Source organism: Micromonospora sp. NPDC005299, from assembly GCF_042872345.1.
In the GTDB taxonomy this organism is placed as follows: Bacteria; Actinomycetota; Actinomycetes; order Mycobacteriales; family Micromonosporaceae; genus Micromonospora.
The window spans coordinates 669,214-688,179 of sequence record NZ_JBIAKG010000002.1 but is presented as its reverse complement, the minus strand read 5'-3'; the positions used below and the strand labels follow the sequence as shown (position 1 = coordinate 688,179).

General features: G+C 74.5%; 18 protein-coding genes. 13 read left to right on the top strand and 5 right to left on the bottom strand.

Annotated elements, in window-relative coordinates; genetic code table 11:
- Nucleotides 1-8: 8 nt before the first annotated feature.
- From ACFYPD_RS08490 to ACFYPD_RS08470, 5 genes are all read right to left on the bottom strand, one after another.
- On the bottom strand, nt 9-848 hold the full coding sequence (locus ACFYPD_RS08490; RefSeq protein ID WP_387110386.1) for a carbohydrate ABC transporter permease: 840 nt from the start codon (nt 846-848) through the stop codon (nt 9-11).
- A 1-nt stretch (nt 849) separates the two neighbouring features.
- Nucleotides 850-1,782 carry a carbohydrate ABC transporter permease gene (locus ACFYPD_RS08485; protein WP_387110385.1) on the bottom strand — a complete coding sequence of 311 codons (933 nt, stop codon included), beginning with the start codon at nt 1,780-1,782 and terminating at the stop codon, nt 850-852.
- The gene (locus tag ACFYPD_RS08480; protein ID WP_387110383.1) at nt 1,779-2,870 is read right to left on the bottom strand and encodes a LacI family DNA-binding transcriptional regulator; all 1,092 of its coding nucleotides are present in this window, start codon (nt 2,868-2,870) and stop codon (nt 1,779-1,781) included. Before ACFYPD_RS08480 ends, ACFYPD_RS08485 begins: the two co-directional genes overlap by 4 nt.
- 119 nt (nt 2,871-2,989) lie before the next feature.
- A complete protein-coding gene (locus ACFYPD_RS08475) occupies nt 2,990-3,430 on the bottom strand; it encodes a DUF4395 domain-containing protein (RefSeq protein ID WP_387110382.1) in 441 nt (146 codons plus the stop codon).
- Nucleotides 3,431-3,544: 114 nt separating this feature from the next.
- The gene (locus ACFYPD_RS08470; protein WP_387110380.1) at nt 3,545-3,991 is read right to left on the bottom strand and encodes a TlpA family protein disulfide reductase; all 447 of its coding nucleotides are present in this window, start codon (nt 3,989-3,991) and stop codon (nt 3,545-3,547) included.
- Between the two features lie 221 nt (nt 3,992-4,212).
- On the opposite strand from ACFYPD_RS08470, the gene ACFYPD_RS08465 reads away from it, so the two are divergent.
- The 13 genes from ACFYPD_RS08465 to ACFYPD_RS08405 all read left to right on the top strand — a co-directional run bounded on the left by ACFYPD_RS08465 (nt 4,213) and on the right by ACFYPD_RS08405 (nt 18,964).
- On the top strand, nt 4,213-5,346 hold the full coding sequence (locus tag ACFYPD_RS08465; RefSeq protein WP_387110378.1) for an N-acetylmuramoyl-L-alanine amidase: 1,134 nt from the start codon (nt 4,213-4,215) through the stop codon (nt 5,344-5,346).
- Nucleotides 5,347-5,488: 142 nt separating this feature from the next.
- Nucleotides 5,489-5,902 (top strand): VOC family protein, encoded by a 414-nt coding sequence (locus ACFYPD_RS08460; RefSeq protein ID WP_387110376.1) that lies wholly within the window; start codon nt 5,489-5,491, stop codon nt 5,900-5,902.
- Nucleotides 5,903-5,999: 97 nt separating this feature from the next.
- The gene (locus tag ACFYPD_RS08455; RefSeq protein ID WP_387110374.1) at nt 6,000-7,085 is read left to right on the top strand and encodes an endonuclease/exonuclease/phosphatase family protein; all 1,086 of its coding nucleotides are present in this window, start codon (nt 6,000-6,002) and stop codon (nt 7,083-7,085) included.
- A 197-nt stretch (nt 7,086-7,282) separates the two neighbouring features.
- Nucleotides 7,283-10,474 carry a penicillin acylase family protein gene (locus tag ACFYPD_RS08450; RefSeq protein WP_387110372.1) on the top strand — a complete coding sequence of 1,064 codons (3,192 nt, stop codon included), beginning with the start codon at nt 7,283-7,285 and terminating at the stop codon, nt 10,472-10,474.
- A 61-nt stretch (nt 10,475-10,535) separates the two neighbouring features.
- Entirely contained in the window at nt 10,536-11,282 is a 747-nt protein-coding gene (locus tag ACFYPD_RS08445; RefSeq protein WP_387110370.1) for an ABC transporter permease, read from the top strand.
- Between the two features lie 42 nt (nt 11,283-11,324).
- Entirely contained in the window at nt 11,325-13,475 is a 2,151-nt protein-coding gene (locus ACFYPD_RS08440; protein WP_387110368.1) for a glycogen debranching N-terminal domain-containing protein, read from the top strand.
- A 54-nt stretch (nt 13,476-13,529) separates the two neighbouring features.
- Nucleotides 13,530-14,024, top strand: coding sequence for a DUF2231 domain-containing protein (locus ACFYPD_RS08435; protein ID WP_387110366.1), 495 nt, complete (start codon nt 13,530-13,532; stop codon nt 14,022-14,024).
- 111 nt (nt 14,025-14,135) lie between these two features.
- Nucleotides 14,136-15,053: an NADP-dependent oxidoreductase gene (locus ACFYPD_RS08430; protein WP_387110364.1), complete on the top strand. Its 918-nt coding sequence runs from the start codon at nt 14,136-14,138 to the stop codon at nt 15,051-15,053.
- Between the two features lie 38 nt (nt 15,054-15,091).
- The gene (dinB, locus tag ACFYPD_RS08425) at nt 15,092-16,279 is read left to right on the top strand and encodes a DNA polymerase IV (RefSeq protein ID WP_387110362.1); all 1,188 of its coding nucleotides are present in this window, start codon (nt 15,092-15,094) and stop codon (nt 16,277-16,279) included.
- Between the two features lie 21 nt (nt 16,280-16,300).
- Nucleotides 16,301-16,696 (top strand): VOC family protein, encoded by a 396-nt coding sequence (locus ACFYPD_RS08420; RefSeq protein ID WP_387110608.1) that lies wholly within the window; start codon nt 16,301-16,303, stop codon nt 16,694-16,696.
- The gene (locus tag ACFYPD_RS08415; protein ID WP_387110361.1) at nt 16,693-17,502 is read left to right on the top strand and encodes a TIGR02452 family protein; all 810 of its coding nucleotides are present in this window, start codon (nt 16,693-16,695) and stop codon (nt 17,500-17,502) included. Before ACFYPD_RS08420 ends, ACFYPD_RS08415 begins: the two co-directional genes overlap by 4 nt.
- An 83-nt stretch (nt 17,503-17,585) precedes the next feature.
- The gene (locus tag ACFYPD_RS08410; RefSeq protein ID WP_387110359.1) at nt 17,586-18,518 is read left to right on the top strand and encodes a hypothetical protein; all 933 of its coding nucleotides are present in this window, start codon (nt 17,586-17,588) and stop codon (nt 18,516-18,518) included.
- The gene (locus ACFYPD_RS08405) at nt 18,515-18,964 is read left to right on the top strand and encodes an ABA4-like family protein (protein ID WP_387110357.1); all 450 of its coding nucleotides are present in this window, start codon (nt 18,515-18,517) and stop codon (nt 18,962-18,964) included. The genes ACFYPD_RS08410 and ACFYPD_RS08405 overlap by 4 nt, the downstream gene beginning before the upstream one ends.
- The last annotated feature ends 2 nt before the right edge of the window (nt 18,965-18,966 follow it).

Sequence of the window (18,966 nt, the reverse complement as noted above, 5' to 3'; positions counted from 1 at the left end):
GGATGTGGTCAGCCCTTGACCGCGCCGGCGAGCGACCCGGACGAGAGGCGGCGTTGCATGACCGCGAAGAAGATCAGGCTCGGCAGGGTGGCCAGCAGCGAACCGGCCGCCAGGGGACCCAGGCGGGCGGTGCCCTCGATGCCGACGAACCGGGCCAGGGCGACCGGCAGGGTCGCCAGCTCCGGCGTCTTGACCAGCACCAGCGCGAAGAAGAACTCGTTCCAGGCGGAGATGAAGGAGAACAGCGCGGTCGCCACGATGCCCGGTGCGAGCAGCGGGAAGACCACCCGGCGCAGCACCTGCAGCCGGCTGGCGCCGTCGACGCTGGCCGCCTCCTCCAGCTCGCGCGGGATGTTGCGGACGAAGCCCTGCAGCATCCACAGGGCGAACGGCAGCGCCCAGACCACGTAGATCAGCACCAGCCCGGCGTGCGTGTTGGCCAGCCCGACCTGCCGCAGGATCAGGAAGATCGGGATGATCAGCAGCACGAACGGGAAGAGCTGCGACAGCAGCACCCAGCCCAGCGCGACCGTGCCGAGTCTGGTCCGGAACCGCGCGAGGGCGTACGAGGCGGGCAGCGCGACCAGCACGGTGAGCACCGCCGAGGCGAGCGACACCTGGAGGCTGTTCAGCGCGGCCCGGCCGAGCTGCTGCTCGGTGAAGGCCTGCACGAAGTTCTGCACGGTGGGATTGCTCGGGATGAGCGTGGGGTGCAGCTGCACCAGTTCGCGCGGCGGCTTGAACGCGGTGGAGAGCAGCCAGACCAGCGGAAACCCGAGGAAGATCAGGTAGCCGGTCAGCGCGACGTACTGGAGCGTCCGCCCGGTGCGGCTCGGCTTTCCGAACATGTCAGTTCGCCTCCCGGAGTCGGCGCCGCAGGTAGACCGCGAGCAGCGCGACGATGATCACGACCATGACGTTGCCGAGGGCGGCGGCGTAGCCGTAGTTGCCGTAGCGGAACGCCTCCTCGTAGGCGAAGAGCATCGGCAGCATGGTCTTGCCGCCCGGTCCGCCGGCGGTGAGCACGTAGACCAGCCCGAACGAGTTGAAGTTCCAGATGAAGTCGAGCGAGGTGATCGCCACGACGACCGGCGCGATGGCGGGCAGCGTGACGTTGCGGAACCGGTGCCAGGTGCTCGCGCCGTCGACGGCGGCCGCCTCGTGCAGCTCACGCGGCACGCCCTGCAACCCGGCGAGGAGCACCACGGTGGTCTGCGGCATGCCGGCCCAGACGCCGACGATGATGACCGCGGGCAGGGCGGTGCTGAAGTCGCCGAGCCAGTTGGTGCGCATCCCGTCGGCGCCGATCTGGTGGAAGAACTCGTTCAGCAGGCCGGCGTCCGGGTGGTAGACCAGCTTCCAGAGGATGCCGACGACCACCGGCGGCATCGCCCAGGGCACCACGGCCAGCACCCGGGCCACTCCGCGGAAGCGCAGTTGCTGGTTCAGCAGCAGCGCCAGGCCGAGGGCGAGCACGAACTGGAGCACGGTCACCCCGACCGCCCAGAGCAGGCCGATCTTGAACGAGTTCCAGAACAGCTGGTCGCCGAGCAGTTCCCGGTAGTTGGCCAGCCCGGTGAAGCTGATCTCGACGTTGCGGCCGGCCCGGGCGTCGGTGAAGCCGAGGTAGATGCCCCGCAGCAGCGGGAAGACCGACAGCACCATGATGGGCAGCAGGGACGGGAGCAGCAGCAGGTAGATGCCGAGCCGGTCGGAGCGGGACCGGGCCTTGCGGGGCCCGTCGGCGCGGGCGACGTCGGGCCGTTCGGCCACCATGGTCATGCCGTCACCTCCGGGGTACGCGGCGCGGGCGCCGGCTCGGCCGGCGCGGGAACGAACGGCGGGCTCGTGGCGCTGGAGGCGCGCACGGCGAGGCTGGGGGCGACCTGCTCGCGGCGCGGCGGCAGGGTCGGGTCGGCGATGCGCGACAGCAGCAGTTCGGCGGCGCGGCGACCGCGCTCGGCCGAGCCGAGGGAGACGCTGGAGAGCTGGGGGAACATCATCCGGGCCAGCTCGGTGTCGTCCATGCCGACCAGCGCCACGTCGTCGGGGACGCGCCGGCCGGCAGCGAGCAGGGCGTGCAGCGCGCCGACGGCGATCAGGTCGTTGGCGCAGACCAGCGCGTCGGGCTGGGCCCGGGCGAGGAGGCGCTCGGTGGCGGCCCGGCCGGCCGCGTACCGGAAGTCGCCGACCTCGACCAGGCGCTCGTCGAGCGCGATGCCGTGCCCGGCGAGGGCGGCCCGGAAGCCGGCGTCGCGCGCCGTGCCGGGCACGGTGTCCAGTGGACCGTTGACAAAGCCGATCCGCCGCCGCCCGGCCGCGACCAGGTGGTCGACGGCCAACCCCACGCCGGTACGCGAGTCGGTGCGGACGTTGTCCACCGGCGCGTCGGCGGCGAGCTGGCCGACCACGACCACCGGCACCGGGCTGTCGACCAGCGCGGCGAGGTGGTCGTCGGTGACCCGGATCGGGGAGACGATCATCCCGTCGACGTAGCGGTGGGCCAGCCGGCGCAGCAGCGCGGTCTCGTTGTCGATCTGCCCGCCGGTGGCGTGCACCAGGAGCTGCCGCCCGGACGCGGCGACCACGGACTCGATGGCCCGCATCATCTCGACGTACACCGGGTTGCCGATGTCCTCGACGGCGAGCGCGACCAGGCCGGTGCGCTGGGACTGGAGCGAGCGGGCGATGGCGTTGGGCACGTACCCGACCTCGGCCGCGGCCTCGCGCACCTTGCGGACGGTCTCCGGGCTGCCGCCGACGCCGTTGAGCACGCGCGAGGCGGATGCGATGGAGACACCGGCGCGGGCGGCGACGGTGTGGACGGTGGGCCGGCCGTCGACCGACTCCTGTAAACGTTTACGACCCACGCCCCGCACCTCCAGCTGCTTGCTGTAAACGTTTCCGGGAGTCTGCGCCAGACCCGACGGTCAGGTCAAGGGCTCGTTACGAAAACGTTTCCAACCGGGGCTGAGCTGGGCGGGGCCGGTCAGCCGGGGCGGGCCGGGGTCCGGGCGGCGAGGGGGCGGCCGGTGAGCCGGCGGATGGCCAGGTAGCCCTCGCAGCCGAGGCAGAGCCCGAAGGCCGCGTTGAGGAAGGCGGCGGCGAGCGCGGCGGCCGTGGCGACCAGCCCGAGCAGCGGCAGCCCGGCCAGCCAGCCGGCCGCGCCGACCGTGGCGAAGGCGAGTCCGACGAGCTGGGCGAAGCGGACCGGGGCGAACGGCTCCAGCTCGGCCGGCGGGGCCAGCCGGGGCGCGACCACGGCGCGGAAGACCAGGCCGTACGGGCCGAGTCGCGGGTGGACGGCGGTCAGCGCGAAGACGACGGCCTGGGCCAGCACGAGCCAGCCGGAGCCGGTGACCAGGGCGACGGCGAGGACGACGGTGGTGAGGGCGGCGGCGAACCGCGGCCCGCGAGGGTCGAGCAGCATGAGGGCTTCCGTTCGGCGGCGAAGGGGTGGGTCAGGCGGTGGCGACCGGCGCACAGAGGCTCGCCGCGAGCCGCCCGTGATCCACCACCCGCCGCCGGATGAGCCGGACCCCGGTCACGCCCGCACCCCGCCGGCCAGCGGGACGAGCGCGGCGAGCAGGTCCGCCCGGTCCGGCACGCCGGCGGCCCGCCGGACGATCCGGCCGGCGCCGTCCACCAGCAGCACCGTCGGGGTACGCCACACGTCCAGCTCGCGGGCCCGGTCGAGGTGCTCATCGACGCCCACCTCCAGCAGGGCGACCCCGTCGAGCCGCCCCGCAACGTCCTCGAGCACCCGGCGGGCGGCCCGGCAGGGCGCGCAGACCGGGGCGGAGAACTGGACCAGGGTGACCGTGCCGGGGCGGACACCGAGGGCGGCCAACGCGGCCCGGTGCGGCGCGTCGCCGGCCGGGGACACGGCGCGCAGCCGGCCGTCGCGACGGCGTCGCCACCAGCCGAAGGCGGCGGCGGCCGCGAGCACCGCGACGAGCACCAGGACACCGGTGAGGCGGGGCGGCTGCACGGGTCCAGGCTGCCACGACGACCGGCGGCGGGGCGCTCGCCGTCCCACCCACCGGACGTGACATCGCCTACTCCTGCGGTAGGAGAGAAGGTCCCGCGATCGGCGGTCGTCGCATTTGTCCTCTGGCGCACCGACCGATCCTGGCAATATTCTCCACTTCGCGCGCAGCAGTTGGAGTTCCTTTACACGCCCGGCCACCCACGGGCCACTGAGGAGATGCCATGCACTTCGACCACCCCGAGCTGGACCGTCGTACCCTGCTGCGGGCCGGCCTCGGCGCCGCCGCGGTCGCGGTCGTCGGGAGCGAACTCGCCTTCCCGGCCGCCGCGCAGGCCGCGCCGGACGCGGACCTCGACTGGATCATCAGCTGCGACGAGTGGGGCGCCCGCCCGCCGGCGGATCCGCTGTCGATCAGCGCGATCGCGACCAACAAGATCATCGTGCACCACATGGCGTTCCCGAACAGCACGGACTACTCCGAGGAACACGCCAAGCAGCTCGCCCGCGACTGCCAGGACCTGCACATGGACACCAACCGCTGGTCGGACACCGGGCAGCACTTCACGGTCAGCAGGGGCGGCCACGTCCTGGAGGGCCGGCACGGCAGCCTGGAGCGGTTGCAGGCCGGCGACCGGCAGATGATCTCGGCGCACTGCCCCGGCGAGAACGGCCGGGCCATCGGCATCGAGAACGAGGGCACCTACGTCACCGAGACCCCGCCCGACGAGCTGCTCGACTCGCTGGTGAAGCTCTGCACCACCGTCTGCCGGCAGTACGGGCTGCACGCGCACGACATCTTCGGTCACTGGGACTTCCGGGCCACGCAGTGCCCGGGCGCGATGTTCTACCGGGAGTTCCCGGCGCTGCGCCGCCGGGTCTTCGCCAAGCTCGGCACCCACCTGGCCGACGTGCCGGCCCGCCGCTGGCCGGACATCTGGCGCTTCGTCGGCGGCCCGGTCGTGCAGGTCGCGCAGTACCTGCTCACCTTCCGCGGCTACACCGTCCCGGTCACCGGCGTGTTCGACGCCGCCACCGTGGCGGCCGTGCAGGACTGGCAGGCGCGCAACGGCATCCCGGTCGACATCGACGCCACCCTCACCGCGCCGACCTGGGAGACCCTCGCGCCCGAGCTGGACAAGGACGCCACCGGCATCCCGGTGCAGGCCGTGCAGTTCATGCTCAACCTGAAGGGCTACGCCGACGTGGCGATCACCGGCGCGTACGACCACCCGACCAAGAAGGCCCTTCAGGACCTGCAGCGCCTGCACGGTCTGGCGCCGAACGGCAAGGTCAGCACCACCACCTGGTGCGCCCTGGTGGGGGGTGTGGTGCGCCAGTCGTTCCAGAAGAACTGACGGCGCACCGGCGGGGAAGGCGGTGGAGGTGGCAACGGCGCCACCTCCACCGCTCCCGTCCACACTCGCCCGTCGCGCCTCGTTGGCCGCGGCCCGTCCCTCTGCGACGATGCCCAGGTCACGACACCGAGGAGGCGAGACGATGACGTCCAGACTCAATCCGTACCTGAGCTTCCAGGACAACGCCCGGGAGGCGATGGAGCACTACCAGCGGGTGTTCGGCGGCGACCTGCGGATGAACACCTTCGGCGAGTTCGGCAACCCGGACCCGCAGTTGGCCGACCGGATCATGCACGCGCAACTGGAGACTCCCAGCGGTTTCACGCTGATGGCCTCCGACACCCCGCCCGGGATGGAATTCACCCCGGGCACCAACATGGCGGTCAGCCTGAGCGGCAACGACGTGGACGACCTGCGCCGCTGGTGGGAGCAGCTCGCCGAGGGCGGGACCGTCACCATGCCGCTGGAGAAGCAGATGTGGGGCGACGAGTTCGGCATGTGCGTGGACCGGTTCGGCACCTCCTGGATGGTGGACATCGGCCAGCCCCAGGCCTGACCGCCGGGTGGAGGTGGCCCGAACGGCGGTGTCCACGCTGGCCTGACCGGCGTTAGCGTACGCGGATCCACGGATCCCGCCGGAAAGGACGACAGTCATGGACGGCAGCCCTCGCGCACACCTCCGACGCCTGGCCAGGCTGGCCACCGCGGCCGCCCTCGCGGTGGCCGGCCTGGGGCTCGTCGCCCCACCGGCACACGCGGAAGCCGGGCCCAAGGTCGCCGTGCTGACCCGCAATCTCTACCTGGGCGGGGATCTCACGCCGTCGATCACCGCGCCGACCCTGCCGGCGTTCCTGGCCGCGAACGCCGCCCTGCTGAGCCACGTGGACCTGGTCGACTTCCCGGCCCGGGCGGCGCTGATCGCCGACGAGATCCGCGAGCGCAAGCCCGACCTGGTCGGCCTGCAGGAGGTGGCACTCTGGCGCACCGGCCCGCTCGGCGACCCGGCCCCGGCCACCGAGGTCCGGTACGACTACCTGGCCCTGCTGATGGCGGAGCTGGCCGAGTCCGGCCACCCGTACGACGTCGTCGTGGCGCGGGACGAGGCGGACCTGGAGGCCCCGGCCGGGGCGCCCCACCTGCGGGACGTCCGGCTCACCATGCGCGACGTGATCCTGATGCGGCACGGCGGCCGGATCAAGGTGAACGGCACCTCGTCGGGCAACTTCGTCAACAACCTGGTCTTCCCGCTCGCCGCCACCGGCGGCACCGCCACGAGCACCCGCGGCTGGACGGCGGTGGACGCCGCGCTGGGCGGCCGCGCCTTCCGGTTCGTCAACACCCACCTGGAGGCGTTCCACCCCGGGGTACGCCTGCTGCAGGCGCAGGAGCTGCTGCGCGGCCCGCTGAGCGTGCCCGGCCGGCTGATCCTCGTCGGTGATCTGAACAGCGGACCCGAACTGCCCGACCCGAACAACCGGCTCGCGTACCTCGCCCTGGTCGCCGGCGGGATGGTCGACACCTGGCCGGTCCTGCACCCCGGCGACCCCGGCTGGACCGCCGGGCTGGGCGACGACCTGACCGAGCCGGCCGACGACGTCGAGCACCGGATCGACATGGTGCTGGTCCGCGGCACGGTGGTGCCGGTGTCCAGCGAGGTCTTCGGCACCGAGCGGCAGACCCCCGCCGGCCGGTGGGCGTCGGACCACCTGGGTCACCAGGCCGTGCTCGCGCTGCCGTAATCGCGCCGAAACGTCGGCATTCGCGCCTGGTGAACGGCATCTATCCCAAGGCATGGAACGACATCAATCATTACCCGGAGGTAGACATGAGTCACTCTCACCTCCGGGTGTGACGCCCGGGCACGGAGGGCGAGACGTCGGCAAGCGGTAGCCGGGCGCAGCCCCGGCCCGACTCCGCACATCCCGGAGGATCCGCCATGCCCCGTCCCACCACCCGTGCCCGGCTCGCGGCGCTGGCCGCCGCCGCCCTCACCGCGAGCGCCCTGACGGTCGTCCCACCGTCACCGGCGCTCGCCGCCACCACCTTCGCCCCCGACGACTACTGCCTCGGCCAGTGCGCCGACATCCTGCCGCCCGGCGAGAACGGCAACGCCACCCTCGCCGCGATCCTCGCCCACCAGGCGCTCGGCACCCGCCCCGCGCACTCCAGCGACCAACTCGACGAGTACGCGAACCTGGTCTACGGCTACGCCGGGCTCACCGACGAGCAGATCGCGCAGTTCTACAACGACGCCTCGTTCGGCGTGCCCGACGGGCAGGTGGAGAGCACCGTGCGGCCCCGCGCGGACGTCACCATCGTGCGCGACCGGGCGACCGGCGTGCCGCACGTCACCGGCACCACCCGCTCGGGCACCATGTTCGGCGCCGGCTACGCCGGGGCCCAGGACCGGCTCTGGGTGATGGACCTGCTGCGGCACGCCGGTCGCGGCACGCTCACCTCCTTCGCCGGCGGCGCCCCGGGCAACCGGGAGCTGGAGCAGAGCATCTGGGCCAACTCGCCCTACACCGAGGCGGACCTGCAGGCCCAGGTCGACGCGCTGCGCCAGAAGGGCGCCCGCGGCCAGCAGCTCTACGACGACGTCACCGACTACATCGCCGGCGTCAACGCCTACATCGACCAGTCCATCAGCGCCGACAACTACCCCGGCGAGTACGTGCTGGCCGGCGCCGGCAAACCGAAGCACTTCACCATGACCGACCTGATCGCCACCGCCGGCGTCGTCGGCGGGCTGTTCGGCGGGGGCGGCGGCTCCGAGATCCAGTCCGCCCTGGTCCGGGTGGCCGCCCGGGCGAAGTTCGGCGCCGCCGAGGGCGACCGGGTCTGGCAGGCGTTCCGGTCCCAGAACGACCCGGAGACCGTGCTCACCCTGCACGACGGGCAGAGCTTCCCGTACGGCGCCACCCCGGCCGGCGCGACCGGCGCGGTGCTCCCCGACGCCGGCAGCGTCGTGTCCGAGCCGCTCGCCTACGACCAGACCGGCGGGGCCACCACCGCCACGGCCGGCGGCGGCGGCGCCAGCACGCAGGGGCTGCTCAGCGGTCTCGCCGGACTGCGCTCGCACGGCATGTCCAACGCCGTGGTGGTCTCCGGCCGGCACACCACCACCGGCAACCCGGTCGCCGTGTTCGGCCCGCAGACCGGCTACTTCGCCCCGCAACTGCTCATGCTCCAGGAACTGCAGGGGCCGGGGGTCAGCGCCCGCGGCGCCGCCTTCGCCGGGCTGAACCTGTACGTGCTGCTCGGCCGGGGCCAGGACTACGCGTGGAGCGCCACCTCCGCCGCCCAGGACCTCACCGACACGTACGCCGTGCCGCTGTGCACCACCGACGGCAGCGCCCCGACACTCGGGTCGACCCGCTACCTGTGGCACGGGCAGTGCGTGGCCATGGAGGTCATCGAACACCGCAACTCCTGGTCGCCGACACTGGCCGACTCCACCCCGGCCGGCTCGTACACGCTGCGCGCGCTGCGCACGCGGTACGGGCTGGTCGCGTACCGGGGGCTGGTGAACGGGCAGCCGACCGCGTTCACCAAGCTGCGCTCCACCTACCGGCACGAGGCCGACTCGGCGATCGGCTTCCAGGCGTACAACGACCCGGCCGCGATGGGCTCCGCGGCCGCGTTCCAGCAGTCCGCCGCGACCGTCGGCTACGCGTTCAACTGGTTCTACGTCAACTCGACCGAGGCGGCCTACTTCAACTCCGGATCCAACCCGGTCCGGCCGTCCACGGCCGACCCCAACCTGCCCACCCGCGCCGAGGCGGCCTACGAGTGGGTCGGCTGGAACCCGGACACCAACACCGCCACCTACACCCCGGCCGCCGCCCACCCGCAGTCGGTGAACCAGGATTACTACGTCAGTTGGAACAACAAGCAGGCCCGGGACTTCGGCGCGGCCGACGGCAACTTCAGCTTCGGCCCGGTCCACCGGGCCCAGCTCCTGGACGGCCCGGTGCGCGCCGCGATCGCCCAGCGCAAACTGGGCCGCGCCGACGTCGTGCGGATCATGGCCGACGCCGCGGTCACCGACCTGCGGGGACAGCAGGTCCTCGGCGACCTGCTCCGGGTGCTCGGCAGCGCGCCGGTCACCGACCCGGCGCTGGCCGACGCCGTGACCAAGCTGCGGGCCTGGCAGCAGGCCGGCGCCCGCCGGGTGGAGACCGCCGCCGGGTCGAGGGTCTACCAGCACGCCGACGCCATCCGGATCTTCGACGCCTGGTGGCCGCTGCTGGCCGCCGCGGAGTTCCGCCCCGGCCTCGGTCCCGACCTCTACGCGGCGCTGGTCGACGCCATCGAGGTGAACGAGGCGCCGTCCGGCGGCCAGAACGGCGGGCGCGACGGCAGCGCCGTGTGGGCGCTGCAGGGCCAGCCGCACAAGGGCTCCTCCTTCCAGTACGGCTGGTGGGGGTACGTCGACAAGGACATCCGCACTGTGCTCGGCGACCCGGTGGCCGGCGGGCTGGGGCGGCCGTACTGCGGCAACGGCAACCTCGGTGCCTGCCGGCAGAGCCTGCTCGACACCCTCGGGCAGGCGGCCGCGGTGCCGGTCGGCACCGTCTACCCGGGCGACAAGTCGTGCGGGGCGGGCGACCAGTGGTGCGCCGACGCCATCGCCCAGTCCGGGCTCGGCGGCATCACCCACCCGCTGATCGCCTGGCAGAACCGCCCCACCTACCAGCAGGTCGTCTCGTTCCCGGCGCGCCGCGGTGACGACGTCACCAACCTGGCCCAGGGGCGCGTCACGACCGCGTCGAGCACCCAGTTCCTCACCAGCCACACCCCGGACAAGGCGGTCGACGGCAGCCTGGGCAGCCGCTGGGCCAGCAGCTACAACGACAACCAGTGGATCCGGGTCGACCTCGGCTCGGCCCACACCGTGAGCCGGGTGGTGCTGCGCTGGGAGGCCGCGTACGGCAGCGCGTACCGGATCGAGGTCTCCGCGGACGGCGGCACCTGGCAGCCGGTGTTCAGCACCACCGCCGGCAACGGCGGGACGGACACCGTGACCCTCGCCCCGGTCACCGCCCGCTACGTGCGGATGTACGGGGTCAAGCGGGCCACCTCGTACGGCTTCTCGCTCTACGAGTTCGAGGTCTACGGCCGGTGACATCGGCCGGCCGGCCGGCGGGAGCGCACCCGCCGGCCGGCCGCCGGCATACGATCACCGGGTGAGCGGCGGCACGGTACCGATCGGCCCGGCTCTGGTCGTCGCGCTCACCGCGCTCACCCTGGCCGGCGCCGCCGTGCTGCGGCTCACCGGGCTCGGCCGGGCCCGCACCGTGCTCACCGCGGCGGCCCGGGCCACCGTCCAGCTCGGCGTCGTCTCGCTGGTCATCGTCGCGGTGCTCCGCGCCTGGTGGAGCACCGCCGCGTTCGTGCTGCTCATGTACGTCGTCGCCGCGTTCACCGCGCGCCGGCGGATCGGCGCGGAGGGGCCGGCCCGCGTCGCCCCGCTGGCCATCGCCGCCGGGGTGGTGCCCAGCCTGGCCGTGCTCCTGGCGAGCCGGGCCCTGCCGGCGACCCCGCTCGTGGTGCTGCCGACCGCCGGCATCCTGATCGGCGGGGCGATGACCGCGACCAGCCTGGCCGGCCGGCGCACCCTCGACGAGCTGCGCACCCGGCACGGCGAGTACGAGGCCGGACTGGCCCTGGGGCTGCTCCCCCGCGACGCCGCGCTGGAGATCTGCCGCCCGGCCGCCGGGCAGGCCCTCGTCCCGGCGCTCGACCAGACCCGCACGGTCGGGCTGGTCACCCTGCCCGGCGCGTTCGTCGGCGTGCTGCTCGGCGGGGCCGGTCCGGTCCGCGCCGGGGCCACCCAACTGCTGATCCTGCTCACCCTGCTGGCCGTGGAGGCGGTGGCCATCGCGGTGGCCGTCGAGCTGCTCGTCCGGGACCGGGCCCGCACCGCGCCCTGACCCCGCGGTGTAGCGGGGGCGCCAACGGGTAACGGCGGGCGGATGACCTGGGTGGGCAACCTGCGCGTCCGGCCCGATCTCCTCTATGTGGCGAGCGGGTGGAGCACCCTGGTCACCGATGTGCGCGGCCGGATCGCCGGGGCGGACCCGCAGGGCTTCTACGCCCGCAACACCCGGGTGCTCAGCCGGGAGCGGATCACCGTGGACGGCCGGGAGCCGGTGCCGTTCGCCACCGCCAACGTGCGGGGGCACGCCCAGCTCTCCTACGCGGAGCTGGGCGACGGGGAGGTGCTGCCGTCGCGGGCCGCGTACCTGACCGTCGAGCGGTTCGTCGGCCCCGGGCTGCGCAGCCGGTTCACCGTGGTCAGCTACGCCGCCCGGCCGCTGCGGTTCCGGCTGGGGGTGACGGTCGAGGCGGACTTCGCCGACACCAGCGAGGCCGAGGCGGGCCGCCGGCTCCAGGTCGGCGAGGTGGGGGCCGGGTGGGACCCGGACTCCGCCGAGCTGCTGCTCACCTACCGGCACGGGGGCCTGGACCGGGCGGTGGCGGTCCGGCTGCGCGCCGATGCCCCGGTGGCGTACGCCGACGGCGGGTTCAGCGTCGAGCTGGCCGTGCCGCCAGGCGGCAGCGCCGGCGCCGAACTGCTCGTCGAGCCGGTCTTCGACGGGACCCGGCTACCCCCGCCCCCGGCCACCTTCGCCGAGCCCGACGACCCCGCCGCCCGGGCCCGGGCGCGGCTGGACGCCGAGCTGGCCCGTCTGTCCAGCAGCAACTTCGACGTCACCGCGGCCTGGCGGTGCGCCGTGCGCGACCTGGCCGTGCTGCCACTCGGCGAGCCGGCCGGCCCGACGGCGCCGATCGCCGGCCTCCCCATCTACCAGGAGATCTTCGGTCGGGACACGATGACCGCCTCCTGGCAGGCCCTGCTGGCCGGCCCCACCATGCTGGCCGACAGCCTCCGCCTCAACGCGGAGCACCTGGGCCGGCGGCTGGACGACTGGCGGGACGAGGAACCCGGCAAGCCGCTGCACGAGGCCCGGCAGGGGCCGGTGTCGCTGCTCGGGCTGAACCCCTTCACCGGTTACTACGGCGACTGGTCCACGGCGCCGGACTTCCTGGTGTTCCTCGGCCAGTACCTGGCCTGGACCGGCGACCTGGACACCGTGCGGGAGCTGCTGCCCACGGCACGCCGGGCGCTGGAGTGGATCGACCGGTACGGCGACCCGGACGGCGACGGCTTCCTCGACTACCACTGCCGCTCCCCCGGCGGGCTGAAGAACCAGGGCTGGAAGGACTCGGACACGGCGATCGTCGACGAGCGGGGCGAGGTGGTGCCGAACCCGATCGCCAGCAGCGAGCTGCAGGGCTACTGGTACGCCGCCCTCCGGCACGCCGCCGTCGTGTTCACCGTGACGGGGCACCCGGCCCGGGGCGCCGCCCTGCTGGCCCGGGCCCGGGCGCTGCGCCGGCGGTTCCACCGGGCGTACTGGCTGCCCGACCGGGGCTGCTACGCGATGGCGCTGGGGCCGGACAAGCGCCCGGTGCGCTCGACCAACTCCAACGACGGTCACCTGCTCGCCACGGGCATCGTGCCCACCCGGGTCGCCGAGCGGGTGGCCGACCGGCTGCTCGCCCCGGACATGTTCAGCGGCTGGGGCGTGCGGACCCTGTCGGCGGAGCACCCGGCCTACAACCCGTTCAGCTACCACCGGGGCAGCGTCTGGCCGGTGGAGGCGGGCACCATCGGCGTGGGGCTGGCCCGGTACGGCTGCTGGCCGCACCTGCACCGGCTGGCCGAGGGCATGTTCGGCGCCGCGGCGCTCTTCACCGAACACCGGCTGCCGGAGGTGCTCAGCGGCCTGCCCCGGGACGCGGCCCACCCGCACCCGGGCGTCTACCCGAACTCGTGCTCCCCGCAGGCCTGGTCGGCCAGCGCCGTGGTCGCCCTGGTCCAGGCCCTGCTGGCGGTGCGCCCGGCCGCGCCGCTGCACGCGGTCCTCATCGACCCGCACCTGCCCGAGTGGCTGCCCGACCTTCGGCTGGAGGGCGTACGGGTGGGCGGCGCGACGGTCGACCTGACGGTGCGGCGGCGGCACGGCGGGCGTACCTCGGTGCGGGTGCGTGGCGACCGGCTCGCGGTGGTCCGCCGCCCGCCCCGGCAGGCCATCACCCTCGCCCGGCGGGAGGTGTAGTCGGCGCCGAGCGGGGAAACCGGCCGCGCCTGGGGCCGAGAAGGAAGGACCGGCATGGAGAGTCGCGCGAAGTCGATGGGGCACGCAATCCACCCCATCCTGATCGTGTTCCCGCTCGGACTGCTCGCCACCTCGGTGATCTTCGACATCCTGTACCTGATCACCGACCGGACGGGCTTCCAGGTCTCCGCCGCGTACACCATCGCCGCCGGCATCATCGGCGGCCTGGTCGCGGCGGTGTTCGGCCTGATCGACTGGCGGGCCATCCCGGCCGGCACCCGCGCCAAGCGGGTCGGCGCGACGCACGGCCTCGGCAACGTGGTCGTGCTGGTGCTGTTCGCGGTGAGCTGGCTGCTGCGCCGGGGCGCCGACAACTGGGAACCGAACGCCGGCGCGCTGGTCTGCAGCTTCGCCGGCATCGTGCTGGCCGGGTTCACCGGCTGGCTGGGCGGCGAACTGGTCGAGCGGCTGGGGATGAGCGTGAGCGACGAGGCGGGCGTGAACGCGCCGAGTTCGCTGTCCCGCCGGCCCCGCGCCCGCGGCGCCTGACCGGCCCGCCCTCGCCGGACCGGGCCGGGTGTAGCCGCTGCCCCGGCGGGAAACCCGCCCCGGCCCGGGCGGCCGACGGGCGCCGCCGGGCGCAGGAGAAGGGACGAGCGGATGCGGGCGATCACTCTCGACCGGGACGGGGCGGCGCCGACCGCCCGGGACGACCTGGCCCGACCGAGTCCCGGCCCGGACGAGGTGCTGGTCCGGGTGCGGGCGTCCTCGGTCAACGCCTTCGACCGCAAGGCGGCGGACGGGGCGATGCGCGGGGCGATGGACTACCGGTACCCGGTGGTACTCGGCAAGGACTTCGCCGGCGAGGTCGAGGCGATCGGCGGCACCAGCGAGTTCCGGGTCGGCGATCCGGTGTTCGGGGTGCTCATGCGCCCCTACCTGGGCGACGGCACGTGGGCCGAGTACGTGAGCGTGGGCGGCGGCGACGGCATCGCCCGCGTCCCCGACGGCATCGAGCTCTCCACGGCGGGCGTGCTCGGGCTGGCCGGCGCCACCGCCATCGACACGCTCGACGCGCTGGCCGTCCGGCCCGGCGACACGGTGCTGGTGGCCGGGGCGACCGGCGGTGTCGGCGCGCTGGCCGTGCAGTACGCCCGACTCGCCGGCGCCCGGGTCGTCGCCACGGCCCGCCCCGGCCCCGCCACCGACTTCGTCCGCGACCTGGGCGCCGCCGAGGTGGTCGACTACACCGGCGACCTGACCGGGCAGGTGCGCGCGCTCGCCCCGGACGGCGTCTCGGCGGTGGTGCACCTGGCCGGCGAGGGCGCACCGCTGGCCGGGTTGCTGGCCGCCGACGGGCGGCTGGCCTCCACCATCGGCTTCGGCCCCGAGCAGCACCCGGCGGCCGTCTCGATCTTCGGCAAACCGGAGCGGAGGACCCTCGACCGGATCGCCGACGACGTGCTGGCCGGTCGCGTCCGGGTGCCGGTCGGCCGCCGCTACGAGCTGGACGAGGTGCCCCGGGCCCTGACCGAGTTCGCCGGTGCCCTGGGCAAACTGGCGATCAGTATGCCCTGACCGGCCCGCCGTTCGAACATCTGTGCGAACATGGTCCCGTGTCGAGCGAGGCCACCATCCTGCACGCCGACCTGGACGCGTTCTACGCCTCCGTCGAGCAACGTGACGACCCCGGGCTGCGCGGCCGGCCGGTGATCGTCGGCGGCGGCGTGGTCCTCGCCGCCAGCTACGAGGCGAAGGCGCGCGGGGTGCGCAGTGCCATGGGTGGCCGGCAGGCGCGGCGGCTCTGCCCGGACGCCGTCGTGGTGCCGCCCCGGATGGCGGCCTACACGGCGGCCAGCCGGGCGGTGTTCGAGATCTTCCGGCGGACCACGCCGCTGGTCGAGGGGCTCAGCATCGACGAGGCGTTCCTCGACGTGGGCGGGCTGCGCCGGCTGGTCGGCCCGCCCGTCGGGATCGCGGCCGAGCTGCGCCGGGAGGTACGCCGGCAGGTCGGCCTGCCGATCACCGTCGGGGTGGCCCGGACCAAGTTCCTCGCCAAGGTGGCCAGCGGGGTGGCCAAGCCGGACGGGCTGCTGGTCGTCGCGCCGGAGGGCGAGCTGGCCTTCCTGCACCCGCTGCCGGTGGAACGGCTCTGGGGCGTCGGCCCGGTCACCGCCGCGAAGCTCCGCGAGCGGGGCCTGCGCACCGTCGGGCAGGTGGCCCGCCTTGACGAGCCGACCCTGGTGTCGCTGCTCGGCGCGGGTGCCGGCCGCCACCTGCACGCCCTCGCCCACAACCGCGACCCGCGCGCCGTGCAGGTCGGCCGGCGGCGCTCCTCGATGGGCGCGCAGCACGCCCTGGGCCGTGAGCCGCACTCCCCCGCCGAGCTGGACGCCGTGCTGGCCGGTCTGGTCGACCGGGTGACCGGGCGGCTGCGGGCGGCCCGGCGCACCGGCCGCACGGTGACCCTGCGGCTGCGCTTCGCCGACTACACCCGGGCCACCCGGGCGCACACGCTGGACAAGCCGACCGCGCAGACCGGGCCGCTACGGGCCGCCGCCCGGTCGCTGCTGCGCGCCGCGCTGCCGGAGATCGAGACCCGGGGCGTCACCCTGATCGGGGTCGCCGTCGGCAACCTGGACGACGGGCACGTGCAGCTCACCCTGCCGTTCACCCGCGACCCGGGGCCGGCGCTGGACGCCGCCGTGGACGCCGTGCGGGACCGGTTCGGCTCGCGGGCGCTGACCCGCGGGGTGCTGCTCGGCCGCGACCCCGGATTCGAGATGCCCATGCTGCCCGACTGACGGTACGGTCCACCGGTGTCGATGTTCCGCACCCCGCAGGTGATCCTGTTCAGCGAGGACGTGCCCCGGGCCGCCGCCTTCTACGCCGGGCTGGGCTTCACCGAGACGTTCCGGATGCCCGCCGAGGGCACGCCGATCCACGTCGACCTGACGCTGGACGCCTACCGGATCGGCATCGCCTCGGTGGCGTCGACCCGCGACGACCACGGGCTGGACCCGGTGCCGCGCGGGCAGCGCGCGGCCGTGGTGCTCTGGACCGACGACACCGCGGCCGCGTACGCGACGCTGACCGCCGCGGGGGCGCCGGCGCTCGCCGCCCCGCACGTCTGGCTGGACCGGCTGCTCATCGCCTGGACGGCCGACCCGGACGGCAACCCGGTCCAACTCGTCCAGCACCTGCCGGCCGGCCCGTCGTGAGCGCGCGGCTGCGGGCGCTGGCCCACGACACACTGGCCGTCCTCGACGCCGGCGGATACGTCAACGGCCAGGGCCGGACCGTCCCGCTCGCCGAGCCGGTGCGGGCCGCCGTCGCCGGCACCCGGCTGCACCTGCCCGCCGAGCCGCTGCCCGCCCCCGCGCCCGGTGGCGGCGCCCCGACGGTCGAGGTGACCGGGGAGAGCACGCTGGACGCCGCCCGCCGGCTCGCCGCCGACGGCGAGGTCGCCGCGCTGGTCTTCGCCTCGGCGAAGAACCCGGGCGGCGGCTTCCGCACCGGGGCACAGGCGCAGGAGGAGAGCATCGCCCGCGCCTCGGCGCTGTTCCCCTGCCTGACGGCGGTTCCCGACTTCTACGCGTACCACCGGGAGCAGCGGGACCTGCTCTACAGCGACCGGGTGATCCATTCGCCCCGGGTGCCGGTGTTCCGCGACGACCGGGGGCGGCTGCTCGACGCCTTCCACGAGGTGTCGTTCCTGACCGCCGCCGCGCCCAACCGCGGCGCCCTGCTGCGCCAGCAGCCCGCCGACGCCGACCGGGTGGCCCCGGTGCTGCGTGCCCGGGCGCGGCGGGTGCTCGCCGTCGCCGCCGCGCACGGCCACCGGCGGCTGGTGCTCGGCGCCTGGGGCTGCGGGGTGTTCCGCAACGACCCGGGCACCGTGGCGGAGGCGTTCGCGACCGCCCTGGCCGACGCGGCGGGCCGGTTCGACCTGGTCACCTTCGCCGTCCTCGACCGGGCCGACGGGCCCACGTACGCGGCGTTCGCGCGCCGCCTCCTCCCCCGGTAGGAGGCGGCGTCTCCGACCTGCGGCCGGCATCGGGGCCTCCGGTCGGGCGCGACCGGGCGGCCGGCCCACCAGCATCTACAGGCATGACTACCGTGCTGAACCGGGCGGCGCGCTGGCACCGCCCCCTGATGCTCTTCGTCGCGGCGATGACGGCGCTCACCGTCGTCGCGGCGGTCGGCGTCGTGGCCGACCCGCAGGTGCTCACCGGCGCGCCGATCTGGCTCAAGCCGCTGAAGTTCGCCGTCTCGTTCGTGCTCTACGGCGTCACCCTCGCCTGGATGCTCACCCTGCTGCCGCGCCGCAGCCGGGTCGCCGAGTGGGCGGCCACGGTGATCGTCGCGGTGGCCGTGGTGGAGATGGCGATCATCGTCACGCAGGTGCTGCGCGGCACCACCAGCCACTTCAACGGCACCACTCCGCTCAACGCCGCGCTGTTCTCGGCCATGGGCGCGGCGATCATGGTGCTCTTCGTCGCCCAGCTGGTCATCGGGATCGTGGCGCTGCTGCGGCCCACGGCCGACCGGGTCGCCGGATACGCCGTCCGCCTGGGCCTCGGCCTGTCCCTGCTCGGCATGCTGGTCGCCGTCCCGATGGTGACCCGCACGCCGGAGTCGGCGGCCGAGGGGATCAGCGGGGCGCACAGCGTCGGCGTGGCGGACGGCGGGCCGGGGCTGCCCCTGGTCGGCTGGAGCACCACCGGCGGCGACCTGCGGATCGGGCACTTCGTCGGGCTGCACGCCCTCCAGGCGCTGCCGCTGCTGGCGATGCTGCTCAACCGCTTCCTCGCCACCCGGCTGGACGAGCCGACCCGGGCCCGCCTGCTGCTCGTCGCCGGCGCGGCGTACGGCGCGGTCACGCTGCTGCTCACCTGGCAGGCGCTGCGCGGGCAGCCGCTGCTGCGCCCGGACGCGCTCACCCTGGCCGTCGCGGCGGCCCTGGTGGCGGCGACGGCGACCGCCGCCGGTGCCGTCCTGGCCGGCGGGCAGCGCCGCCCGGACGTGGTGGTGGTCGCATGACCGGGACGCTGTTCACCCTGACGTTCGCGGTCGCCGCGCCGTTCTGGGCGCTGATGATCCTGGCGCCCCGCTGGTCGTGGACGGCCCGGATCGTCGGCTCGCCGCTGATCGTGCTCCCGGTCCTGCTGATCTACGCGATCCTGGTCCTCCCGGCGCTCGGCCGGGTGCTGCCGGTGGTCACCGCACCGACCCTGGCCGGCGTCCGGGACCTGTTGGGCAGTGTGGACGGCGCGGCGGCGGCCTGGGCCCACATGATCGGCTTCGACCTGTTCGTCGGCCGGTGGATGTGGCGGGACAGCCGCGAGCGGGGCATGCCGGCGCTGCTCATGGCGCCGGTGCTGGTGCTGACCATCCTGCTCGGGCCGCTCGGCCTGGCCGTCCACCTCGGGCTGCGCTCCGCGTGGGCCCGGCCGGCGGTCCCCCCGGCTCCCGATCGCACCGCCTAGGC

Bases quoted from the DNA above. Each gene is read 5' to 3' on its own strand.
- ACFYPD_RS08490 (WP_387110386.1), bottom strand. From the start codon at position 848: ATGTTCGGAAAGCCGAGCCGCACCGGGCGGACGCTCCAGTACGTCGCG.
- ACFYPD_RS08485 (WP_387110385.1), bottom strand. From the start codon at position 1,782: ATGACCATGGTGGCCGAACGGCCCGACGTCGCCCGCGCCGACGGGCCC.
- ACFYPD_RS08475 (WP_387110382.1), bottom strand. From the start codon at position 3,430: ATGCTGCTCGACCCTCGCGGGCCGCGGTTCGCCGCCGCCCTCACCACC.
- ACFYPD_RS08465 (WP_387110378.1), top strand. From the start codon at position 4,213: ATGCACTTCGACCACCCCGAGCTGGACCGTCGTACCCTGCTGCGGGCC.
- ACFYPD_RS08460 (WP_387110376.1), top strand. From the start codon at position 5,489: ATGACGTCCAGACTCAATCCGTACCTGAGCTTCCAGGACAACGCCCGG.
- ACFYPD_RS08455 (WP_387110374.1), top strand. From the start codon at position 6,000: ATGGACGGCAGCCCTCGCGCACACCTCCGACGCCTGGCCAGGCTGGCC.
- ACFYPD_RS08450 (WP_387110372.1), top strand. From the start codon at position 7,283: ATGCCCCGTCCCACCACCCGTGCCCGGCTCGCGGCGCTGGCCGCCGCC.
- ACFYPD_RS08440 (WP_387110368.1), top strand. From the start codon at position 11,325: ATGACCTGGGTGGGCAACCTGCGCGTCCGGCCCGATCTCCTCTATGTG.
- ACFYPD_RS08435 (WP_387110366.1), top strand. From the start codon at position 13,530: ATGGAGAGTCGCGCGAAGTCGATGGGGCACGCAATCCACCCCATCCTG.
- ACFYPD_RS08430 (WP_387110364.1), top strand. From the start codon at position 14,136: ATGCGGGCGATCACTCTCGACCGGGACGGGGCGGCGCCGACCGCCCGG.
- ACFYPD_RS08420 (WP_387110608.1), top strand. From the start codon at position 16,301: ATGTTCCGCACCCCGCAGGTGATCCTGTTCAGCGAGGACGTGCCCCGG.
- ACFYPD_RS08410 (WP_387110359.1), top strand. From the start codon at position 17,586: ATGACTACCGTGCTGAACCGGGCGGCGCGCTGGCACCGCCCCCTGATG.
- ACFYPD_RS08405 (WP_387110357.1), top strand. From the start codon at position 18,515: ATGACCGGGACGCTGTTCACCCTGACGTTCGCGGTCGCCGCGCCGTTC.